Below are 22,044 nucleotides of genomic sequence, written 5' to 3'. Positions count from 1 at the left end.
GTGAAAAAAACAGCCACAAAAAAAGCGCCATATAGGCGCTTTTTTCTTCAATTACGACAATTAAGCGTAAACGAAGTCAACGTGTTCGATGATTGGCTTGAACGCGTGACGTTGCATAGCTTGTGCACGAACGCCTACTTCTTTGCCATCTAAAACGATAGTTACTACTGAAGTGTAGAAATCGTCGTTTGCTTGAGCGTTGATGATGTCTTTGTGATCAAAAACAATAGAAACTGGCTCTTTGCCTGCGCCGTAAATAACTGCAGGAACTTTACCTGCATGACGTAGGCGGCGGCTCGAACCTTTCCCTATTTCAGTGCGGGTTTGTGCTGTGATAGTGTAAGACATGTGTTTCTCACTTAAATTTAGAGTAAAAAATGTCACCATTTTCGACCAATGGTGACTCATATAAAGCGCGCGCATACTAACACAGTTACCCAGTAGGCACAAGAACGACACGACCCTGAATAGATAAGGAACAAGCGGGTTATCGTTATCAATAAACAAGAGTATTTATTAAATTGGAGAACTTGTTTTCGCACTGTTACATAGCCGAAACGCCTTTGATCTGAATCAAAAAACACGTGATCTTGATCACACTTAAACCGTTCAATGCCTGTTAAGCTCGGGCAAATTTTGTCACTTCAGTCTTGTAAAACATGCGTCACGAGCTGTATTTATTGCAACAAGAAAATCGACTCTCCTGCCAATTAGCCCGTGAACTGGTCTCTCTTATTGAAACCGTCCCCTACCAACAAACTACGATAGAGTTAAAATTGTTGGAACTGCTTGCTTGTACCCAACAAAAAAACCGCAGTTTACTCATGTTAATGCAGATTTTTGAGTCATCGGCAGTTGAGACTCAAAGACTAAGACAATTTAAGTTTTCACAAGGTTTAAATCAGCAGATTAGCGATTGGCAACAACACCGTGAGATGAATAAGCTCGGGCAAGTTTTTTTGCCACTGCTAAAACATTATTTACAGGATATTCAAACACTAGAGCTGCAATTTTATCAGCAGCTCACATTACATACCGAACAAACTACCAGTGCCGCACTGGACCGCAGTCAACGTGCACAAAGCCAGACTTAGGATAGTAGCCTACCCCACCCAATTTCAGTGATAAAGCCGCATCTCTGATAGTCTTTAGATTCACCCCAGGAATAGCGATATCCATTGCCATGCCTTGCATATGATAACTTTTTTTGGCAACCCCACCGCTCTTGCCTGCCAACATCGCATTGGTTTTTGGGGAACGATAACCAGAAATCACATGGATCTCTTTATCGGTATTTAACGTTGACTTAAGGGTGTAGAGCAAATCGAATAAACGTTTATCCATGGGGGCAGCAACATTTTGGCGGTGATCCCGCAGCAAATGGCTAAAATCGGCCAACACTTCACTCTGGTAATGGCCGTCAACCCAATAGCTACCGTTGTTATATTCACCTGTATGGCGATTGAAAAGGCTGAGTTCACGCACACCTTTGGTAGAACGGCTAGCTATCGCTTTAGAAGGAATTAAGGAACACAATGCCACACCACCGAGGCCCAATAACAACTGCCTACGGGCAGGACAAAGTAAGGTCACATCATCACCATTTGTTCTTTTTTGGACACTAAGAACGCAAACTATATTGAATTGCTATCCAGATCAAGTCTTCATCGACAAGCAAAATATTGGATTGCAAAATACTGTAATAGTTCAATCAATTAGAGAGTGTTAAAAATCGTTGCAGAAACCGCATGACTCAGCTCACTCTCTTGCTGATAAATATCATTGCGATATTGCACTTGCCCCGCATCATCGAGCCACACAGTCCAATAAACCACAAATACAGGCAATTTATCGGACAAAGCAAACCATTGCGATTGAGTGGTATCAGTATGCAATTTATCCCAAAGGCGTTGATCTTTGACTAAATGGGTCTTAAACCAAAGGGCTAATTCCTCAACCTTCTCTACCCGAATACAGCCCGATGATAACGCTCTGTTAGTTCTTTTAAAGAGACTTGGCTCAGAAGTTCCGTGCAAATACACACTAAAACTATTGTCGAAATGAAATTTATAGCGGCCTAAAGCATTTTTGGGACCAGGCCGTTGCACCAACTGATAAGGAAAATGTGATGAGGCTAGTGCTTGCCATTCATCTGCAGAGTGCTCGGCTTGTTGACCGTCATAAGCATAAACATCAAATTCACGTTCCGTGAGATAATGTCCATCTTGGCGAATATGCGGCAAAATATCACGTTTGATAATCGTGCGTGGCACTCTCCACTCAGGGTTCATTACAACACTGGAAATTTGGCTTGCTAACAAGGGCGTTGGACGCGATGCTTTACCGACAATAACCTTAGAGCGTAAAGCCACCTGCCCATCTTCAATTAGTTTGAGCTCAAATGCTGGAATATTGACGAGTAGATAACGTGCGGGTAACTGAGCTGTAAAAATCGACTGTCTAAGCACATTTCTCGCCAGCAACTTAGCTCTGGCTCGCGGGGATTGGTTAAGCCAGAAAAGGGTTTGCTTACCTATCACACCATCGGCAAGTAAGCCGTGTTGCTGCTGGAATAGCTTAATGGCAGTGACTAGCTCATCGCCATAAAGCATCCCATTATTCGCCTCTACCCCTACCGATGGTTCCATGCGGAGTTCATTTGGCAGAAATCCCAATATCAATAGCCGCCGAGCGATGGGCGAGATCAATGGGCTTTGCTGCCCTGGACTGAGTTTCTCCTCTAGTGTTAACAACTCCCATGAAGTCAAATCTTCTAACTGCATCAGTTGATACAGCGTCAAGCTCACGGCATGGTAATAGCTAGATTGCTGAGTAAATATCTTACTAATACAAGGTTCAACACATTCCGCTTGTTGATCGAGGTAATGCCAATAGCGCACAAGTTGTTGGCGCATTTTTATAAGTTCGGCTTGCTCATCGGGATTTAAGCGCCTCTGTTGCCATTGCCTGAGTTTTAGATAATTAGTGCTAAATACGGGGCTAACGTCGGCAAGATCAAGCAACAATGTGTGAGCGAGGAGTTCTTCAATCGAAATGTCTGGTTCAGAAGAAAGATTAGGTCGCTCAGTTGGCTCCACCGCTTGCAGTTCGATAGAAACCAATGTAAATGCCATCAGTAATGCTGTTAACCACCACAGTCTTTGCGACATTTTCCGGCAAGGTCCTAAGGTGTAGGATAGTGTTAATCGAGTTACAGGCACCATAAACGTCCCCCTGTTACAACAGCAACTTACGTCTGTATTAGGATTACTATAGCTGAAGCGACTAACGAATTGCAGACGATTATCTGCCAAAAAAAATGCCACTGATGATTATCAATGGCATTTTAACTATTTAGCATATTTAGAAAGCGATTAGCAGAAGGAGACAAGATCTTCTGGCACAAACTGCTCAGGTAGTTTTTGCAAACTCCGCAACATAAGTGGATTAGCTAACACCAGCGCCATTTCTTGACGATTAAAGAGAGCCAAAGCGCTTTGCTGACACTGTGCCTCGTGCACTTTAACATGCACAATGGCTTCAACTGGTTCAATCGGTGTACCTGCAGCCCGTAGTGGCTGTTTATCAACCATCGCTAAATGCAGCTCCATCAACGCAGGGTCCTTCAGCAATTGCGCTAATGTCCAAGGCTGCTCAATATGCGACTGGTAAGCTGCACGCGCTTCTTGTGCCCGAATACAAATAGGCGCAGGATTGCGTTCTTCTGGTGTGGCGAGGATCCCGATACGCTTGAAAAATTCACCAATCTTAATTGAACCTGTCCAAGCCGAAATGGGCACTGCTAACCACAAACCAATCAACGCAGGACTCATCCACGCAAGTAAGGTTAATGAATCCAAAATCGCCGCATAACCTAACATCACGCCAGCAAGCATATGCCAGCGATGCCGATAAATCAGGGTTAACCAAGGCATACTGCCATCATCACGGCGCTGCGGTGACCAACCACTGTCACGCCCCATCAGGATAGACATCACCGCACCACAGTGGATAAACATCATGATTGGCGCAATCAGCGCAGAAAGGATCACCTCAAACAGCACACTGAACATGGCTTTAATGCGTCCCCCCACACTGCGGGCAAATTTGCCATCTTTTAATAGCAATAACACCCCAAAGATCTTCGGACCAAACAGCACCACCATGGTGATATAGAACAATCTTAATGCCCTATCGGAGTCCATGATTGGCCAAGTCGGGAATAACGAGAATTGATCAGTAAAGTACTCAGGGCGGATAAAGTGTGCCTGCAGGGCGAGCATTAAACCCGTTAAAATCAATAACAACCAAAATGGCGAAGACAAATACGCCATAATCCCGGTCATTAAGTGCAAACGGCTCACCCAATGCAACCCTTTGGTGGGCAGAATGCGTGAATGCTGTAAGTTACCCTGACACCAACGGCGATCGCGAACAGCTAAGTCGACAATCGATGGAGGGCATTCCTCATAAGAGCCGGGTAAGTCGTATGCAATGACCACACTCCAACCCGCACGGCGGATAAGGGCTGCTTCGACAAAGTCATGGCTTAGAATGTGCCCACCAAAAGGTGGTTTCCCCTTAAGGTTGGGCAATCCTGCCGCGCCCATAAAGGCTTCGGTGCGGATAATGGCATTATGCCCCCAGAAGTTACCTTCTTTTTGTACCCACCAACCCAGTCCAGTCCCAATCACTGGCCCATAAATACGCGCTGCAAACTGCTGCAAACGTGCCATTAAGGTAGTGCCATTGATGAGTGATGGAATAGTTTGAATCAGTCCAGCATCAGGATCGGCTTGCATCCGCTGCGCTAAGCCAGTGATGGTTGATGACTCCATCAAACTGTCGGCATCGAGTACTAATAGGTGATCATAACGCGAGCCCCAACGTCGGCAAAAGTCAGCCACGTTCCCTGCTTTTCGTGCGACGTTTTTACGACGGCGACGATAATAAACACGCGAATGTTTATGGGTTTCTTGGCGAAGAACCAAAAATGCCTGCTCTTCTAACAGAGCGATTTCGGGATCTGTAGTATCGCTTAAGATAAACCAATCAAACGCATGTCCATGGCCCGTTTGCGATAATGCCTCAGCCATAACTGAAACCGCCGAAAACACCCTGTCGGGGGATTCATTATAGGTCGGCATTAAAATTGCGGTGCGAGTATGCAACTCCGTTTGCGCAAGCTCGTTTGGCTTAGGCTTTTTCAGCAGAAGTAAAAAACCAGCTATCCCACTACAAAACGCGAGTGCAATCCAGCAGAAGTTAATCGCAAACAACGCCAACATCAGATATTCGAGTGGGGTAATACCACCAATACTGAATACAGCGCCCATCTCATAGATAGCAAAGGATGATAGCAACAAAGCGCCACCGACCACAAAAAACCGCCGGGAGGCCCGTGAACGAACACCGTTTGCCACAGTGCTGCGCCTTGGGAATCCTTCTGGCATTTGGCTTAAACTTTGGGGCTCCATAGGGCCAGGCCTTTCATTAGGCATGGCACTACCACCCACGAGCACTTCAGTATCAAGTACCGAACTCTCGGATACAGTCATATTATGTTGCTCCGTCATGGACCTTAAAGCGTCCAGCGATAGAGCCAGGTTTCAACCTGACGCGGTGTAGAGAACTTGAGTTCAGCACGTAATTCGATAAGGTCTTTATCTTCCGGCTCTAACTCAAACGCGAGGCGATAACCATTGTTTGCCGCATTACGTGCGATCACCACATTTGAAATCACCCCACCGGAAGATTCAACCTTCGCCAGAGGTAATTCATCTGGCATAGTGCCATTCAGATGATAATCAACAACAAACAAACGTCTTGGGGTCGCTTTCGCAATGTCTGCACGACCACTTGCGGTGCGACTCACCACGACAGAATTGGTTTTCGCTACTGGTTCGTCGCCCCAGCTCATGCGGTAAGCAAAGTGGTATTCGCTACCGGCAGGAATAGGCTGACGCGGCTTCCAGAAGCTCACAATATTATCATGAATTTCTGATTCTGTTGGAATTTCTGTCAGAACAACAGCACCTTGTCCCCAATTGCCCACAGGTTCAATCCATAAACTTGGACGACGCTCATACTGCGCTTCAAGATCTTGGTAAGAGGCATAGTTGCGTTCACGCTGGATAAGACCAAAACCCTGCGGAGAGTTGTCAGAAAACGCACTCACCTGCAATTGACGTGGGTTTGCCAGCGGACGCCATAGGTGTTCACCACGGCCATTGAACATTAATAAACCATCAGAATCATGGACTTCAGGCCTAAAATCATCGGTATCGTGGCGGCCATTAAGTGAATGCAGGAACATACTCGTACTTGGCGCCAAACCAACTTTACTCAGTTCTACACGGGGAAATAGCGTCGCTTCAACGTCGATTTGAGTGTTATCACCAGGGCGTACAGAGAAACGATATGCACCCGCTACACTTGGGCTATCGAGCAATGCATGCACCACAATCAGGTTACTGTCGTAGGATGGACGTTCTACCCAAAAAGCACGGAAAATCGGAAATTCTTCACCTTCAGGATCAGCGGTTTTTAATGCCAAACCACGGGCAGACAAACCATAGGCGTTACCTTTACCTAAAGCGCGGAAATAACTCGCCCCTTGGAACACCATCAACTCGTCAAAAACGCCATTGGTATTTAACTGGTTATGAATACGAAATCCTGAATAGCCAATGTCATCATTTGGCAATGCTTGGGTGATAACCTCACCTGCGGTGAAATACTTAGGTTCATAAGCTAAGTGGGTCGCTTGGTTTGCTTCCACAATGGCAATTTCAATTAAATCTTGGAAGTAAAACCCACGGTGAAACATTTGCATTTGAAATGGCAAACCTTGATCGCGCCAAATGGACGAAACAGGGTTAAAACGGATATCGCGGTATTCATCATAGGTTAGCTTAGCAAGACCCGCTGGCATAGGGTCCTTTAAAACCACGTAGGGTTTAGAAGCCAGTTTACGCGCCAATTTCACCACTGAGTCACCATCAAAGGTGCCTGTTTTGGTGAATCTCACTTGAGTTTTATTTGCAGACGGAGCCGTTGCCTTTGGCGGACTGACCACAGGAGTAGCAGGTTTGTTCTCAGCAGGCTTTGACTCATCAGCAAACGCAGTGCCCGACAGCGCAAATGCCGCGCTAAGAGCAAGTGAGCAAATGATTGAAGAAGGTTTAAACGATTGGCAACGCAACAAGCTAACCATAGAATAGGTAACCTAAAAATAATCTAAGAAATCAATGTTTTTTATATGTACAGTGAAATTTTTTTACCGCTGTCTGAACGAAAAAAAACACATGCTGTTACATATCGCGAAAGATATCAGAAGGAGTTAAAAACTCATAAATAAAGATGCAGTTAACTCCCTTTGCTCGATACTATTTAGCAATATACTTATATCAATTACGAATATCAAATTTGATTTAACATACCATATTGATCTTTAAAAGTAACAAACGCTAATAAAGTGCTGCCAAGTTCGCAGATTGAACACAAGTTGAGTGAGTTCTGCAGCCTGGCTATCGCCAATAATCTTAGGTGACAGCCGCCAATATGCGAGCCTGATAATGCAAAAAATTGATTGCATAAAACACTTAACTTACCTGCTTATGCGACGCTATTGTGGCAAAAACAACGTGACGGCTAAGCCTGCTTGCTCACGGGAGGCAATTGTCAATTGGCCCTGGTGTAAACCAATAATATGATGACAAATAGAGAGTCCTAATCCCGCACCTATCCCTTCATTTTCATTCACTCGATAAAAACGTTCGGTTGCATTGGCGATTTGTTCGCTTGTCATCCCTTGACCACGGTCAGCAATTTTTATCTCAACCCCTGCAGCTACTTGGACTGCACTGATGCTGATCTCGGTTTCTATTGGGCTATATTTACAGGCATTTTCAATAATATTTTTCAACACCACCAACCAATAAAATCGGTCACATTTAAGGATTAATCCCGCATCCACATCGATATTCCATTCATATTCAGTGATCAGAGGCATGAGTTGATTGAGCGCATCCTCAACCATAGGTAACAAGGCATAGGATTGCACATTCAATTCAGCAATAGAATCGACACGGGCAAGCAGGAGTAATTGCTCAACGGTATGACTCATATGCTTAACACCTGCATCAATCGCCGCGAGGTGGATATGCTGCGCAGGATCGTCTCCGACTAATCCCTCTAAACCCTGTTGATGTAACTTAATCACAGATAAAGGCGTTTTTAGCTCATGGGCGGCATCGGCGCTGAAGCGGCGCTCTCTGGCAATAAAACGTGCAATACTGCTGATATACTGATTGAGCGCCAACCTTACTGGCACTAACTCCTTAGGTAACGACATGGCTAACGGAGTGAGATCGTTAGGCGAGCGCGCCATTAATTCGCGTTCAAAGGTTTTTAGCGGACGAAACAAAATATAAAACAGTAAGCTGACGATAAGCAGGGTTAACGGTACCACTATTAGTGGCACGATTACCGCATTATGCATGATTTGTGACACCAACTCTTGACGAACTTCATCTTGCTGGGCCGTGATAATCCACACTTTATACTTGGCAGACAAAAAGCTAAACACATGCCACAACTCACCTTCAAAGACTCTTTTACTGTAGCCCTGTTCAAATTTGGTGAGAGGCTCACGCCCAATATTGTCAGAAAATACCAGCGCTTGCCCAGCCTCACTCCAGATCTGAAACGCCAATTTATGTTCATAGGCAAGCTTAAGTGCGTCAGACTTTTCAGCAAAACTACTGACTTGGCTATCAGGGACATGGAGAACTTGAGGCTGTGATTGGGGATGCTTAAAATCCGCTTCATCATGGTAAAACAACTCTAGCATTTTGGCTGTTTGCAGCATTTGAGCATCAAACAATTCTTCAATTTGGTGCTTAGCATCTCGGGTGCTTAACCAGCTTGAAATCCCTACAGATAATGAAATACCAGAGAGCATTAGCAAGGTTAATAACAAACGTAAAGAATACACATCCAGCACCTTGAGTCGATTCACCCTGTTATCCCCGTTGTTAATGGTGAGTGTAAACATGCCCTAAAAGGCTGTTACTAAATACCGATAAACGTCGGGTTTGTCACTTAAATCCTTACTCAAATTGCCATAATGACGGCTAATTCACTTCCGTGAGAGTATAACCAATCCCGCGAACCGTCTTAATCAACTCATTGGCTAATTTCTTACGTAAATGATGAATATGGACTTCGATTGAATTACTACCCACCTCATCCCAGCCATAGGTGAGTTGCTCTAACTGATTACGGGTTAACACTCGGCCTGCGGACTGAGCAAGTTCCAGTAATAGCTGAAACTCCCGTCGCGAGAGGGACACATTTTGATCACGAAAAGTCACTTCTCGAGTGTTGAGATCGATACTTAATGCGCCAATATTTAAGCTGTTATGGTCAAGACCGAATTGACGGCGCACGATTGCTCTAATACGCGCGGCTAATTCACGCACATCGAAGGGTTTGCCTAAATAATCATCGGCGCCAACATCGAGGCACTCCAATTTGGTATCAAAATCGGTATTCGCGGTCAGCACTATGGTGGGAATAGACACACCCTGCGAGCGCCATGCTTTGAGGAGGTCTTTACCATTTCCGTCGGGAAGACCTAAATCGAGCACAATGGCGCTAAAAGTTTCATTTTTTATCCCCACCAACGCCTGATGATAACTACTTAAGTGATCCACCTGCATGCCCATTTTAGCAAGGCTTAGGCAAATTCCTTGCGCCAGTAACTCATTATCTTCCACTAACATGATGCGCATGATGATGCCCTATCGAAAAATGCTAAACTGAACCGATTGCTCGGTTAAAAAGGCTTCAGCCTGCTCACCCTGCAACATCGCCATGGTGGCGAGCATTCCAGCGGTTACACAGTTTGGCCCAAGAACGGTCACCGACCGTGGCGCGCGGCTCACGGGATATCCGGTTCGCGGGTCGACAATGTGCCCATAACGCCTACCATCGACCTCAATAAAGCGTCTTGTGTCGCCACTTGTTGCTAAAGCACCTTGTGTGATGGCAAGCACTTTGGCGGCATGATCAAGACGATTCGGATCTTCAATACCCACCTGCCATGGCACAGAATGTGCGACAGGACAGGCGATATCACCGCCAAAATTCACTAAGACCGAAATCTTGGGATAGGACTCAGCCAGTTCATAGGCCACACTGTCGACCGCATATTCTTTTGCGATACCACCGAAATCGAGTTGCATACCAGCGGGGATTTTTAGCTCGCGAGAATTAAATTCAAGGCGCTCAAATCCCACTAAAGCTCTCGCCGCGTCGATATCAACCTTTGCGGGCAGAATGGCGTCCTGAGTAAAACGCCACACTTGCATCAACGGGCAAGCCGAAATATCAAATAACCCGTTACTTAACACAAAACATTGTTTTGCAAAGGATAAAAGCTGCCAAGTTTCTTCATCAATAGCCACAGATTTGCCTTGGGCATGGTTCAACTGCCATAGGTAATTACCCTCAATAAATCGGCTATATTTTTGCTCGATGCGATAGGCCTCACGAGCCGCCATATCGAGCATATCGTAAGCAGTGCTCTCATCATGGCTGGCAATCAATAACTCGCATGGGCTGGCCATAGCCCTAAATTCACCCAAAAATCCCCAATCACGGCGCAGGAGTCGATATGGCGTGCTTGGAGAAAATGATGACATATCGCGTTCCTTATGCTGGCGCTTAATGTGGCTTCACCAATGACAGGTTTAAATACAAATCCTACATACAGGATACAGGATACAGGATACAGGATACAGGATACAGGATACAGGAATTGGGCAGCTCAGTTGCCCAATTCCTAGCGTGCTAACTTGCAACGTTAACTTGTACTAATTAACACAGTTTACCTTTAAAAAGAATAACTAAACTGTGCAGTGATCGCCTTTTGAGTAGGGAACAAATCATAGTTTTGCAACTGACCAGGGATCTCGGTGCCATTGTTTTTAGGATCTTGTTGATAGTATTCCAAACGGTAGGACATTTCGTGTCCGCCCGCTAAACGATGGCCGAACTTCACGCCAAGGGTATAGGCACTCATGTCACCAATTCGATAATCGGCACTGGCAAACTCAGGTAATGGCGACTCCGCCATCAAGAAAGGTTGATAGAAATTCACTGCTGCTTGTTGATAGTAACGAAGATGCAACTGACCATAAAAACTGCCACTGAAGTAATAACGATAATGGGTTTCTAAGGTGTGTGAGGTTAAATCCCAATCATCGGTCGTATAGCGATAAGAAAAATCGACCACTCCCGAATCGAGCGCCCCTTTGGTCATCATATAAAAGCTATGTTTTAAGCGTGAATCTGGGCGATTTTCATAGACGATGTTTTCCGTCGTGCCGTTAGTGTCCACGACGCTTAACACTTTGTAGGGATCGGTTAAATAACCTGTCACACTGGATAAACCGTAATTGGCCTGCAATAACCAGCGCTGATTGAGAATTTGAGTAATGCCCAACATCAAATCAATGGTTTGTTTATCATCACTACTGTTTTGACGAGTGGCATCAAACGCACTGCGATAAGCTTCATCGCTGGTAAAGTTATCGCGGATCGCCATGGTGGATAAGGGCACAGGCCTGCCACCCACAGGGTCAACCACATCAAAACTATACGCGGTGCCTAAAAACAGTGTCGTGTTGTCCTTATTAAAGCCGCGCTCAACCCCCGCATTCATTCCCATCGACATATAGTCGAATTCTTTAGAGCCATAAATACCACCATTGACCTTCCAATCGGGATTCAGTACCTGCGACCAGTTCGCATTCGCCTGCACTCGAGTATCATGGAAAGTATCATCGAGCGGCGTCTCGCCCGCGGCTACGGTATATTGGCCATTACCAGAAGGACGGGTAAAGGTCTGACTGTTACTTTGGGCGACAGCGCCAGAGGCCGAAGCCCCCGTTAAGCTATCAACAACCAGTTTTAGATCAAGTACGCTATCATCACCAAAGGCTTTTTGCGCCGTACCGATGGCCTCAACCGCCTGCACCCTATCCTGCTCACCGTAATACATGAGCGCAGCATCGACTTTCCAATCATCGACATTTTTGGCTAATTCAGTCGCGTGTCCATTAGATACAAACAAACCGCAACTGGCTAACGCCAACGCACTGGCGATGTGTTTTGTCTGCGGTTTCATTTGCACAATTTGCGGGGCATTTGTGTCTAACTTGTTATTATTTGTCATGGCTGACAACACCTTTATGTCACTGAAGCTTATTTAGACGAAAAACCTAAGGTATTAGCGATTATTAAATTGGGGTTAGTTACAACCACAACCTCCACCGGCAAAAGCTCGACCACCACTGCTGCCTTCTTTACTGAAGTAAATATGATCGTCCAAGGCCAGATCTAACTTTTCGCTATCAAGCGCCATGTCGCTTCGGGCAAACTGGCCTTTTTCCCACGGCTCAACCCCTAAGCTTGAGCAACCACCCGCCCCTAGCATCAATAACGAGACAGCAACTAATGTGATTTTTCGCATAGCTCACTCCTTCAAAAGATTCACGAGTTCTTGTTCATAATCAGCAATATTGTCTTGGAAAAAACCAGCATGTTGATTCACTAACTGGCCTTGGCGATTGAAAATAAAGCTGCTGGGCATCCCCAATAAATCGAAGCTTCGCGCCACATCGCCTTCTGGATTAAAACGCACGGTAAAGTGGGCTGGCACTTGCTTTAAAAACTCATCGGCAAGGGCTTTGTCGGTATCAAGGTTAATGGCTACAACCGCTAGCCCTTGCTCTCGATACTTTTGCTGCATGGCATTCATCCAAGGAAAAGACTTACGGCAGGGTCCACACCAAGAGGCCCAAAAATCGACATAAACGACTTTGCCTTTAAATTCATTAAGGGATACGGTTTGACTTTGTGTATCAAATACAAAGTGATCGAGTGAAGGCGCTGCAAGCACACTTGCACTAAACATTCCGAGGAACAACACGAGTTTTTTCATAGGTTACCCTTACATCACAATTAAGTTTGAATTTATTAACTGAATCTTAAGGTTTACTTAAACCCCAAAAGAATAAATAAAGTCAGCATTTAGCATTAATCTTTATGACATCAATTGATTGCAAAGCGAGCGCTAGCGGAAAAAATGTTAAAAATGGGACATTTTGTCCCATTAGCAAAACCGAAATCAGATCCACGTCATGTTAATTAAATGTCAAAATCAGTTTCGTCACATCTCTTAGAAATTCTTGATATGCATCAATAATTTTCTCCCCCTTAGCGCCTAAACTGCGAGTGTCAATTATGTAAACCCTTAACAATTTACATTCCCATAACAAAAGGTTGACCCATGGACACACATGCAGCCCTCTATGAACAGGGAAAGGCGCGCTTAGATGCACTGCGCCAATTCGCTCCCCGTCAACAGCAAACATTACTCGAAAAATTACAGCAACACGGCATCTCACGCCGTGATTTTATGAAATGGAGTGCCATGGTGACGGGGATGCTCGCCCTACCACTCCCCTTTAGTAACTTAGTTGCTGAAGCGGCCGAACTCGCCGACCGTGTACCCTTAATTTGGTTACATATGGCTGAATGTACTGGCTGCTCCGAATCCTTAGTTCGTGCCGATACCCCCAACTTAGATTCGCTGATCTTTGATCATATCTCTTTGGAATATCACGAAACCTTAATGGCTGCTGCCGGTTGGCAAGCTGAGGAAAACCTAGAGCACGCACTCGAAACCTACAAGGGGCGCTATTTACTGGCCGTTGAAGGAGCAATCCCAACCGCCAATAACGGCAGTTTCTTAACCGTAGGTTGTAAAGGCCACACAGGTCTAGAAATCGTCAAACATGCAGCTGAAGGCGCCGCTGCGATTATCTCTGTTGGCACTTGTGCAGCATTTGGTGGCGTGCAAGCCGCGTACCCTAACCCTACGGGGGCTAAGGGCGTGCACGAAGTGGTCAGCAAACCCGTGATTAACTTAGGTGGTTGCCCACCGAGCGAAAAGAACATCGTCGGCACCCTGATGTATTTCATCATGTTCGGTAAATTGCCCGCACTCGATATGTTCAACCGTCCAAAATGGGCCTATGGCGCACGGGTACATGATAACTGTGAACGTCGTGGCCGTTTTGATGCAGGTGAGTTCGTTGAAGAATTTGGCGATCACGGCGCGAAAGAAGGCTACTGCCTCTATAAAGTCGGTTGTAAAGGTCCCTACACCTATAATAACTGCCCAACGGAACGCTTCAACCACCACACCAGCTGGCCAGTGTTAGCGGGCCACGGCTGTATGGGCTGCTCTGAACCTAACTTCTGGGACGATATGGCTGACTTTGAAAAACCCCTTGGCCGTCAACTGCTCCATGGATTGGATGCAACCGCAGACACCGTCGGTGCGGTGATTTTAGGCGCGACAGTCGTTGGCATTGGCGCCCACGCCGTTGCCAGTATTTTTGCCAAGCCGCTGGAGGAATAACCCATGAGCAAGCGCGTTGTTATCGACCCTATCACCCGTATCGAGGGTCATTTACGTATCGAAGTTGAAGTCGATGAGAATAATGTCATCAACAAAGCATGGTCATCCTCTACGTTATGGCGTGGTATTGAAGTCATACTGAAAGGCCGTACGCCCATGGACGTGGGTCTGATTGTGCAACGTATCTGTGGTGTATGTACCTATTCGCACTATCGCTGCGGTACCGAAGCGGTGGAAAATGCGTTAGGGATCCAAATTCCCTTAAACGCAAAATATCTGCGCTCCCTCATGCTTACCTCGCTCTTTATGCATGACCATATAGTGCACTTCTATCATCTCCACGGCTTAGACTGGGTTGATGTGGTTTCGGCCTTAAGTGCCGACCCTGCGAAAGCCGCCCAAATCGCCCTCAAATATACCGATAAACCCATCGCTGCTGGGGAAGGTGAATTAAGAGCAGTACAAGAGCGTGTAAAAGGCTTTGTCGAAACCGGAAAACTTGGCCCCTTCGCCAATGCTTACTGGGGTAATGGCACCTATAAGTTTACCCCTGAACAAAACCTGATAGCCCTATCGCACTACCTTAAAGCCCTTGAAGTACAAAGGGTTGCAGCAGAAATGCTCGCTATTTTCGGCGGTAAATCCCCCCATCCACAATCCTTAGTGGTGGGCGGTGTGACCTCAGTGCGCGATATGTTAAGTCCTGCTCGTCTGCAAGAATGGAAACAAAAACACGAGATCGTAACCGACTTTATCCTGCGTGCTTATCAGGCTGATATCGTGATGGCTGCGGAAGCCTTTGGCACTGAGCCTAGCGTACTAGGCGGCGTGAATGTTAAAAACTTCATGGCAACCAACGATTTTGTGCTTGCCAATGGCGAATATTTGTTCGACCAAGGCGTGATTATGAATGGCGATTTAGCGGGTGTGAGTGATATTAACCCTGATCTCATCGCCGAGGACGTCAGCCACGCTTGGTACAATGCTGATGCACCACAACATCCCTACGATGGCACCACCATTCCAAACTATACCGGTTTTGTTGAGCGGGATACGGTTTACGGCAAACTACCGACCTTAGATGGTGATGGTAAATACTCTTGGGTGAAATCACCTCGTTATCAAGGTGAACCCGTAGAAGTTGGCCCGCTGTCTTGCTTGTTGGTCAGCTATGCCCGTGGTAATAAAGTGGTTGTCGATGCTGTCAATGCCCTGCTTGCGCGCACAGGTCTTCCCGTGGAGGCACTCTTCACCACCTTAGGCCGCACCGCTGCGCGGATGCTACAAACCGTTATCGTGGCACAGGAAGGCCTTAAAACCTTCGATGCCTTGTTAACGAACATTCAGTCTGATGAAACCACCTATGTGAAACCCCATATCGATCCAAGTAAAGAGTATGTGGGTCACGCCATGATGGAAGCGCCTCGCGGCATGCTAAGCCACTGGATCCGAATCAAAAATGGTGTCATTGAGAACTATCAAGCCGTAGTACCGACTACCTGGAACGCAGGTCCTGTGGATGCCAACGGCAAGATCGGTCCCTATGAAGCCTCACTGATTGGTTTGAAACTAGAAGATCCCACTAAACCCCTTGAGGTGATACGTATCATTCACTCATTCGACCCTTGCATGGCGTGTTCAGTACACGTGATGGATTTCAAAGGTCAAGCATTGAGCGAGTTCCGTGTCAGCCCCAATGGTCAATAACAACGAGGGAGGGAACGCAACATGAACCATTCTGAAACCCGCATTCGGACACTGGTTTTTAGTCCCGCAATACGGATTTTCCACTGGTTACGAGCACTGACGATTTTAGTGCTGGTGATCACCGGATTCTATATTGCTTGGCCGTTTCTTGTGGCGCCCGAAAGCACGGATGTATTAGTACAAGGTTGGATCCGTTTTGCCCATTTGATCTGCGGTTTTATCTTAACCGCAGTCACCTTGGCCCGCTTCTACTTGTATTTTTTCAGTCGTAGCAATATCGAACGGCGCTCGTTTCGTGATGTGATGAGTATTAAGAGCTGGATTACCCAACTAAAATCTTACATTTGGATGGGGCATTTACATAAAGCTGGCGTTTACGGGCCACTGCAATTTGTGACATATGTAGCAATCTCCTTTGTTGCGCTTGTGATATGTATTACTGGTCTCGTACTGTATGCCAATGTCTACCATGAAGGTTTAGGTGGCATGCTTTGGAGCAGTGCAGCTTGGATCACGGCGCAAATGGGTGGACTGGCTCAGGTGAGAATTTGGCACCACTACCTCACTTGGGCATTCGTTATCTTTGTGGTTATCCACGTCTACATGGCGGTTTGGTCAGGGATACGCTTCAAACATAACTCAGTTGACTCAATTGTCTCTGGTTACGACTACCCGAAACCAGACTCACACCACTAGGAGTCCAATGAAGATATTGCTACTGGGTATTGGCAATGTCCTGTACGCCGATGAAGGCATCGGCGTACATTTTGTCAATTACATCACTGAGAATTATCAGTTTACGCATGAGTCCCACCAGCTCGAGATGCTCGATGGCGGCACCTTAGCTCAGGGACTCATTCCAATTATTTGCCAATACGATTATTTGATCGTAGTCGATACCGTCAATGCCAATGGTGTTGATGCTGGCGAAGTCTATTTCTTCGACTTTGATAAAGCCCCACAGGAAATTGACTGGCAAGGGAGCGCCCATGAAGTCGAAATGCTGCAAACCCTAAACATGATGGAAATGGTTGGCGACAGACCTAAAACCTTTGTGTTAGGTGTGACCCCAACAGTGCTAGAGCCTATGACACTGGGTCTGACATCTAAGGTCGCATCTGCTGTTCCTTTAATGGAGCGTACCCTGTTATCCCACTTAGCCGCCCTTGGGTTCACGGCAACACGCATTGCCGAGCATAGTATTGATTCGCTGATCCCCGACTCCTATAAACGTGGAGTCAATCTTGGTGAAAATAGAGAAGATGAAAAACATCAGATTTGATTTTACCTGCTCACGTCAGGTGCCTTTGTATGCGCATTTATGTAATCAATACCTAAATTATGATGCGCTGAATATTAACATTGGTTGTGATAGCCCGAATGATTTTGGCCCACAAACCTATTTTATTGAGGCGCAGGGTGAGCAAGCGCCGCTAGAGCAATTAGCCGATGCGATCGCCGCTGACTTTTTAATGTCTGTCTGGTTAGTTGACTCAGGCATTAAAGTGATCGATGAGCCACAAGGCCAGCGAACCTTATTGGAACCTCATGATCCGCAAACGGATAAATCGGTTGCCGCTTTTTGCCAGCAATGTTATCCCCTGTTTGGCGATAATCAAGCCGCGCAATTTGGCACCATTGATTTAACCTGTTCCTGTTGTCACGGTGAAACCCGCTTAACCGCTGCGCAAAAAGCTCTCACGTTAACCGATCTAAAAGCCATGGCTGCGCAGTTAATGAGCCAAGGCTCACTCGCGTTAAGCTGTGAAGGTATTCAGTTAAGCCTTGAGCCGTTTGCTCGCGATGCCTGCAGACCACAACTGCTGATCTGTAACCCTAACACCTTAAATGCGCATTTTTGCTTAAAGGATCATCAAGTCGTTGCACTATCGAGCATTGAAAAACCGCTTATTTGCGCAAGACCCATCCATGAGCACCAAAAACTGTCCGCGCCGCTCTACGATATTTGTTTTGGCTATAGTCGCGTGGTTGTGGTCCTTAGCGAAATTTTGCGGCAAAAAGGCCTTGATTGGGTTTATCTTCAAAGTCAGCACCATAGGCCCAAATTGACTTGGGTTGATGGCGCATGGGCCCAGTTGTCCCAACAAGATGGAGACAATGCTAATAACATCTGCAAACATTTCAACGCGCCGGAGCCGTTAAGGGAGGAAATTCACTTTCTCGGTTTTAAAGCACAATGGCAAGCGCATAAAAAAACACGCTCGCACCAAGGCACACTTAGCGTACAAGCTTTGTCCTCTGTAGAGAGTGAAACGAATTACGAAGGGGATGATGAAGATCATACCATTACTGATGCAGCACTCTTTGCCACACTGTTAAATGGTAAATTTACCAGCCATAAACAGGCCAAAAATGCGGCGGTGATTTACTTAAGCCATGATCACCCGAGTCAAATAGTCACCTGTGATAATAAGGGCGACACCTCACTGTTTTTTGCCCTGCCTGAACTGCCTGATAATGGATATGAGATTTTCCATCGACTCGACAGCAGCCCGCAAAAAGCGGTTGCGCAGAAGTTTAAAACTCAGTTCCCTGATGACTACTTGAAACTGCTCAGCCTAAAACTCACCGGCAGACGCGATAATCTTCAAAGCCTATGGGCAATTGCCGCCGTGCTGATTGGCCTCAATCCTCAGGAAGAAACCCAGTCACAAGCGTATCTGAGCGATGCACTCATGGCGGCAGCCATGCGTTATCAGGGCGCTAATGCACCGCGCATCGATTACCCTCTAACTAAAGGCGAAGCCCATCGAAGCCTTAATTGGTGCAAAACCCTTGGCACACTGTTGAGCTTTAGAGTGGCTGGCCACAGCGACCCAAGCCAACTGGCTTTTGCCATGCAGGACTCCCTCGCCGATTACCTTGCCAATTGGCTTGAGCACATAGACTTAAATATTGGTGTACAGACAATTGCTTTAGCTGGTAATGAGCTCGCCAACGAAACCCTCTGTAAACGCATGAGTTTACGTTTAGGGAAAAACTTTCCGTTACTGGTCAATCGTAGTCTCGACTTAGAGGGAGATAACCTTGCTGTTGGGGCGCTGTATGTTAAGCAGCGGCAATTAAATACCCTTGGATAAATACTGTTAACATTCGTGTTTGCTCCAGAGATATCGCAACATTAGAGGATAGATTGTTATCTTCTAATGTTGCAGCCAAACCTAAAAGAAGACTGAAATTGAAACAAGCAGCCTCATCCGCTAACCAACTGGATATGATTGAACGTCGCCAACTGCATATCACTGGCATAGTACAAGGTGTGGGCTTTCGGCCGTTTGTCTACCGCTGGGCAACCGAGCTGCAACTCACTGGCACAGTACTCAATAATGCCAAGGGCGTGATGATAGAACTGCAAGGGCCGAGCGCAAGACTGGATATTTTTATCCAAGAGTTAGCAACTAACCCGCCACCACTGGCACGTATCGACCATATTAGCCATGGACAGCTAGCGATAAAATTAGCAGAGACACACTTCGAGATTGTTCAAAGCGATAGCCAAAGTGATGGTACAAAAGACCGGAGCTTAGCAGCACTCGTTGCCGTGTCGGCCGACAAGAGTACCTGTCAGGATTGCCTCGACGATATGCACAATCCACAGGATCGCCACTTTGGCTATGCCTTTACTAATTGCACCAACTGTGGCCCAAGATACTCGATTATCAATGCCTTACCCTATGATCGCCATCATACCGCCATGGCGGATTTCGCTATGTGCCCCGATTGCGCCAAGGCCTATCAAGATCCATTAAATCGAAGGTACCACGCTCAGCCCGTCAGTTGCCCCAAATGTGGCCCACAGCTGAGTTTAAAAACGCCTAAGGGTGAATTAATCGCACTGACGCCCTCACTCAACTCGCAAGACAACAGCATGGCGGTATTGTCCGCCGCGGCCAATATGCTTGCACAAGGACACATCCTCGCCATAAAAGGGCTCGGTGGATTCCACTTGATGTGTGACGCGAGAAACAGCCACGCAGTGAGTCAACTACGGCAGCGAAAACAGCGTAAGGCGAAGCCGCTGGCGGTAATGATGCCGAGTATTGAAATGGCAAAACAGTACGTTACGGGCACGGAGGCGGAGTGGCAAACCTTAAGCTCGCCGGAACGGCCCATCGTATTGATGCAAGCGTTGGATGAGCATGACCTTAACCCCGAAATCGCACCCAATATCCCCAAGCTGGGCGTATTTTTACCTTATACGCCACTGCACCACTTACTGCTTAGCCAATTTAATGGCCCGCTAGTGGCAACCAGCGCCAATGTGTCGGGCGAGCCCATTATCACCGATTGCGATGCGCTTATCAGCCAACTTGGGCATGTGGTGGATGCCATCGTCGATCATAACAGACCGATACTCAACGGCTGTGATGACAGTGTTGTGCAACTTATTCAACAGCCAAATGGCAGTACGCCGCAGGTGCAAGTGCTGCGTCTAGCGCGGGGTTATGCGCCATTAAGTTTTCCATTAACTGCGCCACTAACACGCTCAATCCTCGCCGTGGGAGCACAGCAAAAAAATGCTATCGCTTTCGGATTTGGTGCAAATGTGTTTTTAAGTCCACATATTGGCGATCTTTTTAGTGTCAGTGCCGAGCAGTATTTCGAGCGCACCTTAGCGACCTTCGCCCGCCTGTATCATTTCAGTCCCGAGCTGATTGTGCACGATAAGCACCCAGACTATGCGCCATCGCGCTGGGCAGAGGCGCAGCAACAGAAAAGCCCTGATACACAGAGTGGAACCTCTGGTTCAATCCAAACCTTAAGCGTGCAACATCACCATGCGCATGTACTCAGTGTCATGGCCATCAATCAATATCAAGAGCCCGTATTAGGTTTTAGTTTTGACGGTACCGGCCTTGGTGATGATGGCAGTCTCTGGGGCGGTGAAGTGTTATTGACCAGGTTAGACAAAGCAGAGCGCTTAGCCCATTTTGAAGCCATCTCCCTACTGGGCGGTGAGCAAGCAATAAAACAGCCTGTGCGATTATTACTGGCACTGCTGTTTGAACAAATGAGTTTAGCGGCGGTACAAGCCTTAGATTTGCCGATCCTAAAAAGCCTGACACCCATAACTTTAAGTAATTTGCATCGGATCTGGCAAAATGGCCATACGATTAAAAGCTCATCGGTTGGCCGATTATTTGATGCCCTCGCCTGCGCTTTAGGATTGATTGATACCACACAATTTGAAGGCCAAGCGGGTATGCTGATAGAAGCCGCAGCAAGACGCGCCGATAAACAACATCTACCGTCACTGATCCTCGATTTGCCGCTCTGTTCATCAGAGGATGACCCGCGACAAGTGCAAGTTTGGTGTAGTAGCCAACTGTTTAAACAGCTTATCGTGCACATCACTGAGGCGCCACTTTCCTCCCACAGGCAAAGCATTATCGCCCGCGCGTTTTTGCATAGTCTTGGGGATGCTATTTGTAGTTATGCCGCGCGCTATCCATCACTGCCCATTGCGCTATGTGGCGGAGTATTTCAAAACCAATATCTGCTCGAATATTGCCTCAGTAAACTTCATCTGCAAGGCAACATCGTGCTCCCCAACAAACATATCCCCGTTAACGATGGCGGTATCGCTCTTGGCCAGCTTTGGTATGGAATTCATCAAGAGGCAAATGCTGAGCTGAGCTAACATAAACGTCAGATTAGCTTTGTATTTGGATGACGCTCTAACCAAATAACCAAAATCCTATCTCTTAGGGTCAAAACGACCTAATAACCTGACGAACATCAAAGATTCCTTTAAGGATTTGTATCACACTTAACATTAGCGTAATCAAATTAATCCTATTCGATAGCATCACCATATT

General features: G+C 46.6%; 18 protein-coding genes. 7 read left to right on the top strand and 11 right to left on the bottom strand.

Annotated elements, in window-relative coordinates:
- Positions 1-60: 60 nt before the first annotated feature.
- Positions 61-348: a 50S ribosomal protein L25 gene (gene rplY, locus SO_RS09715; protein WP_011072175.1), complete on the bottom strand. Its 288-nt coding sequence runs from the start codon at positions 346-348 to the stop codon at positions 61-63.
- Positions 349-659: 311 nt separating this feature from the next.
- Here rplY and SO_RS09710 point away from each other — a divergent pair, with 311 nt between their 5' ends.
- Positions 660-1,094 (top strand): hypothetical protein, encoded by a 435-nt coding sequence (locus tag SO_RS09710; protein ID WP_011072174.1) that lies wholly within the window; start codon positions 660-662, stop codon positions 1,092-1,094.
- Here SO_RS09710 and mepK read toward each other — a convergent pair.
- The 10 genes from mepK to SO_RS09660 form a co-directional block, all read right to left on the bottom strand.
- On the bottom strand, positions 1,045-1,593 hold the full coding sequence (gene mepK, locus SO_RS09705) for a peptidoglycan L,D-endopeptidase MepK (protein ID WP_011072173.1): 549 nt from the start codon (positions 1,591-1,593) through the stop codon (positions 1,045-1,047). The genes SO_RS09710 and mepK overlap by 50 nt on opposite strands.
- 122 nt (positions 1,594-1,715) lie before the next feature.
- Complete coding sequence (locus SO_RS09700) at positions 1,716-3,170, bottom strand: L,D-transpeptidase family protein (protein WP_011072172.1); 1,455 nt, start codon at positions 3,168-3,170, stop codon at positions 1,716-1,718.
- Between the two features lie 204 nt (positions 3,171-3,374).
- Entirely contained in the window at positions 3,375-5,558 is a 2,184-nt protein-coding gene (mdoH, locus tag SO_RS09695) for a glucans biosynthesis glucosyltransferase MdoH (RefSeq protein WP_011072171.1), read from the bottom strand.
- 23 nt (positions 5,559-5,581) lie between these two features.
- Positions 5,582-7,216, bottom strand: a complete 1,635-nt coding sequence (locus SO_RS09690; RefSeq protein ID WP_011072170.1) for a glucan biosynthesis protein G — start codon at positions 7,214-7,216, stop codon at positions 5,582-5,584.
- 411 nt (positions 7,217-7,627) lie between these two features.
- Positions 7,628-9,022 (bottom strand): ATP-binding protein, encoded by a 1,395-nt coding sequence (locus tag SO_RS09685; RefSeq protein WP_011072169.1) that lies wholly within the window; start codon positions 9,020-9,022, stop codon positions 7,628-7,630.
- Positions 9,023-9,137: 115 nt separating this feature from the next.
- Complete coding sequence (locus SO_RS09680) at positions 9,138-9,797, bottom strand: response regulator transcription factor (RefSeq protein WP_011072168.1); 660 nt, start codon at positions 9,795-9,797, stop codon at positions 9,138-9,140.
- Positions 9,798-9,806: 9 nt separating this feature from the next.
- Positions 9,807-10,709 (bottom strand): FAD:protein FMN transferase, encoded by a 903-nt coding sequence (locus tag SO_RS09675; RefSeq protein ID WP_011072167.1) that lies wholly within the window; start codon positions 10,707-10,709, stop codon positions 9,807-9,809.
- 191 nt (positions 10,710-10,900) lie between these two features.
- Positions 10,901-12,244: a DUF3570 domain-containing protein gene (locus SO_RS09670; protein ID WP_011072166.1), complete on the bottom strand. Its 1,344-nt coding sequence runs from the start codon at positions 12,242-12,244 to the stop codon at positions 10,901-10,903.
- A gap of 75 nt (positions 12,245-12,319) precedes the next feature.
- The gene (locus SO_RS09665) at positions 12,320-12,541 is read right to left on the bottom strand and encodes a DUF4266 domain-containing protein (RefSeq protein WP_011072165.1); all 222 of its coding nucleotides are present in this window, start codon (positions 12,539-12,541) and stop codon (positions 12,320-12,322) included.
- A 3-nt stretch (positions 12,542-12,544) separates the two neighbouring features.
- On the bottom strand, positions 12,545-13,012 hold the full coding sequence (locus SO_RS09660) for a TlpA disulfide reductase family protein (protein WP_011072164.1): 468 nt from the start codon (positions 13,010-13,012) through the stop codon (positions 12,545-12,547).
- Between the two features lie 348 nt (positions 13,013-13,360).
- Between SO_RS09660 and hyaA the strand changes: the two genes are divergently transcribed.
- The 6 genes from hyaA to hypF all read left to right on the top strand — a co-directional run bounded on the left by hyaA (position 13,361) and on the right by hypF (position 21,866).
- The gene (gene hyaA, locus SO_RS09655) at positions 13,361-14,497 is read left to right on the top strand and encodes a nickel-dependent hydrogenase small subunit (protein ID WP_011072163.1); all 1,137 of its coding nucleotides are present in this window, start codon (positions 13,361-13,363) and stop codon (positions 14,495-14,497) included.
- 3 nt (positions 14,498-14,500) lie between these two features.
- Positions 14,501-16,204, top strand: coding sequence for a nickel-dependent hydrogenase large subunit (gene hyaB, locus SO_RS09650; protein ID WP_011072162.1), 1,704 nt, complete (start codon positions 14,501-14,503; stop codon positions 16,202-16,204).
- 21 nt (positions 16,205-16,225) lie between these two features.
- A complete protein-coding gene (cybH, locus tag SO_RS09645; RefSeq protein ID WP_011072161.1) occupies positions 16,226-16,900 on the top strand; it encodes a Ni/Fe-hydrogenase, b-type cytochrome subunit in 675 nt (224 codons plus the stop codon).
- A 7-nt stretch (positions 16,901-16,907) separates the two neighbouring features.
- A complete protein-coding gene (locus SO_RS09640; protein WP_011072160.1) occupies positions 16,908-17,486 on the top strand; it encodes a HyaD/HybD family hydrogenase maturation endopeptidase in 579 nt (192 codons plus the stop codon).
- Positions 17,467-19,305 carry a Kae1-like domain-containing protein gene (locus tag SO_RS09635; RefSeq protein WP_011072159.1) on the top strand — a complete coding sequence of 613 codons (1,839 nt, stop codon included), beginning with the start codon at positions 17,467-17,469 and terminating at the stop codon, positions 19,303-19,305. The genes SO_RS09640 and SO_RS09635 overlap by 20 nt, the downstream gene beginning before the upstream one ends.
- A gap of 134 nt (positions 19,306-19,439) precedes the next feature.
- Positions 19,440-21,866: a carbamoyltransferase HypF gene (hypF, locus tag SO_RS09630; protein WP_164925864.1), complete on the top strand. Its 2,427-nt coding sequence runs from the start codon at positions 19,440-19,442 to the stop codon at positions 21,864-21,866.
- The last annotated feature ends 178 nt before the right edge of the window (positions 21,867-22,044 follow it).

It is taken from the genome of Shewanella oneidensis MR-1 (genome assembly GCF_000146165.2).
Lineage (GTDB): Bacteria > Pseudomonadota > Gammaproteobacteria > Enterobacterales > Shewanellaceae > Shewanella > Shewanella oneidensis.
Note: the sequence above shows the minus strand (reverse complement) of the source record. Positions and strands in the feature narration are given on the sequence as shown.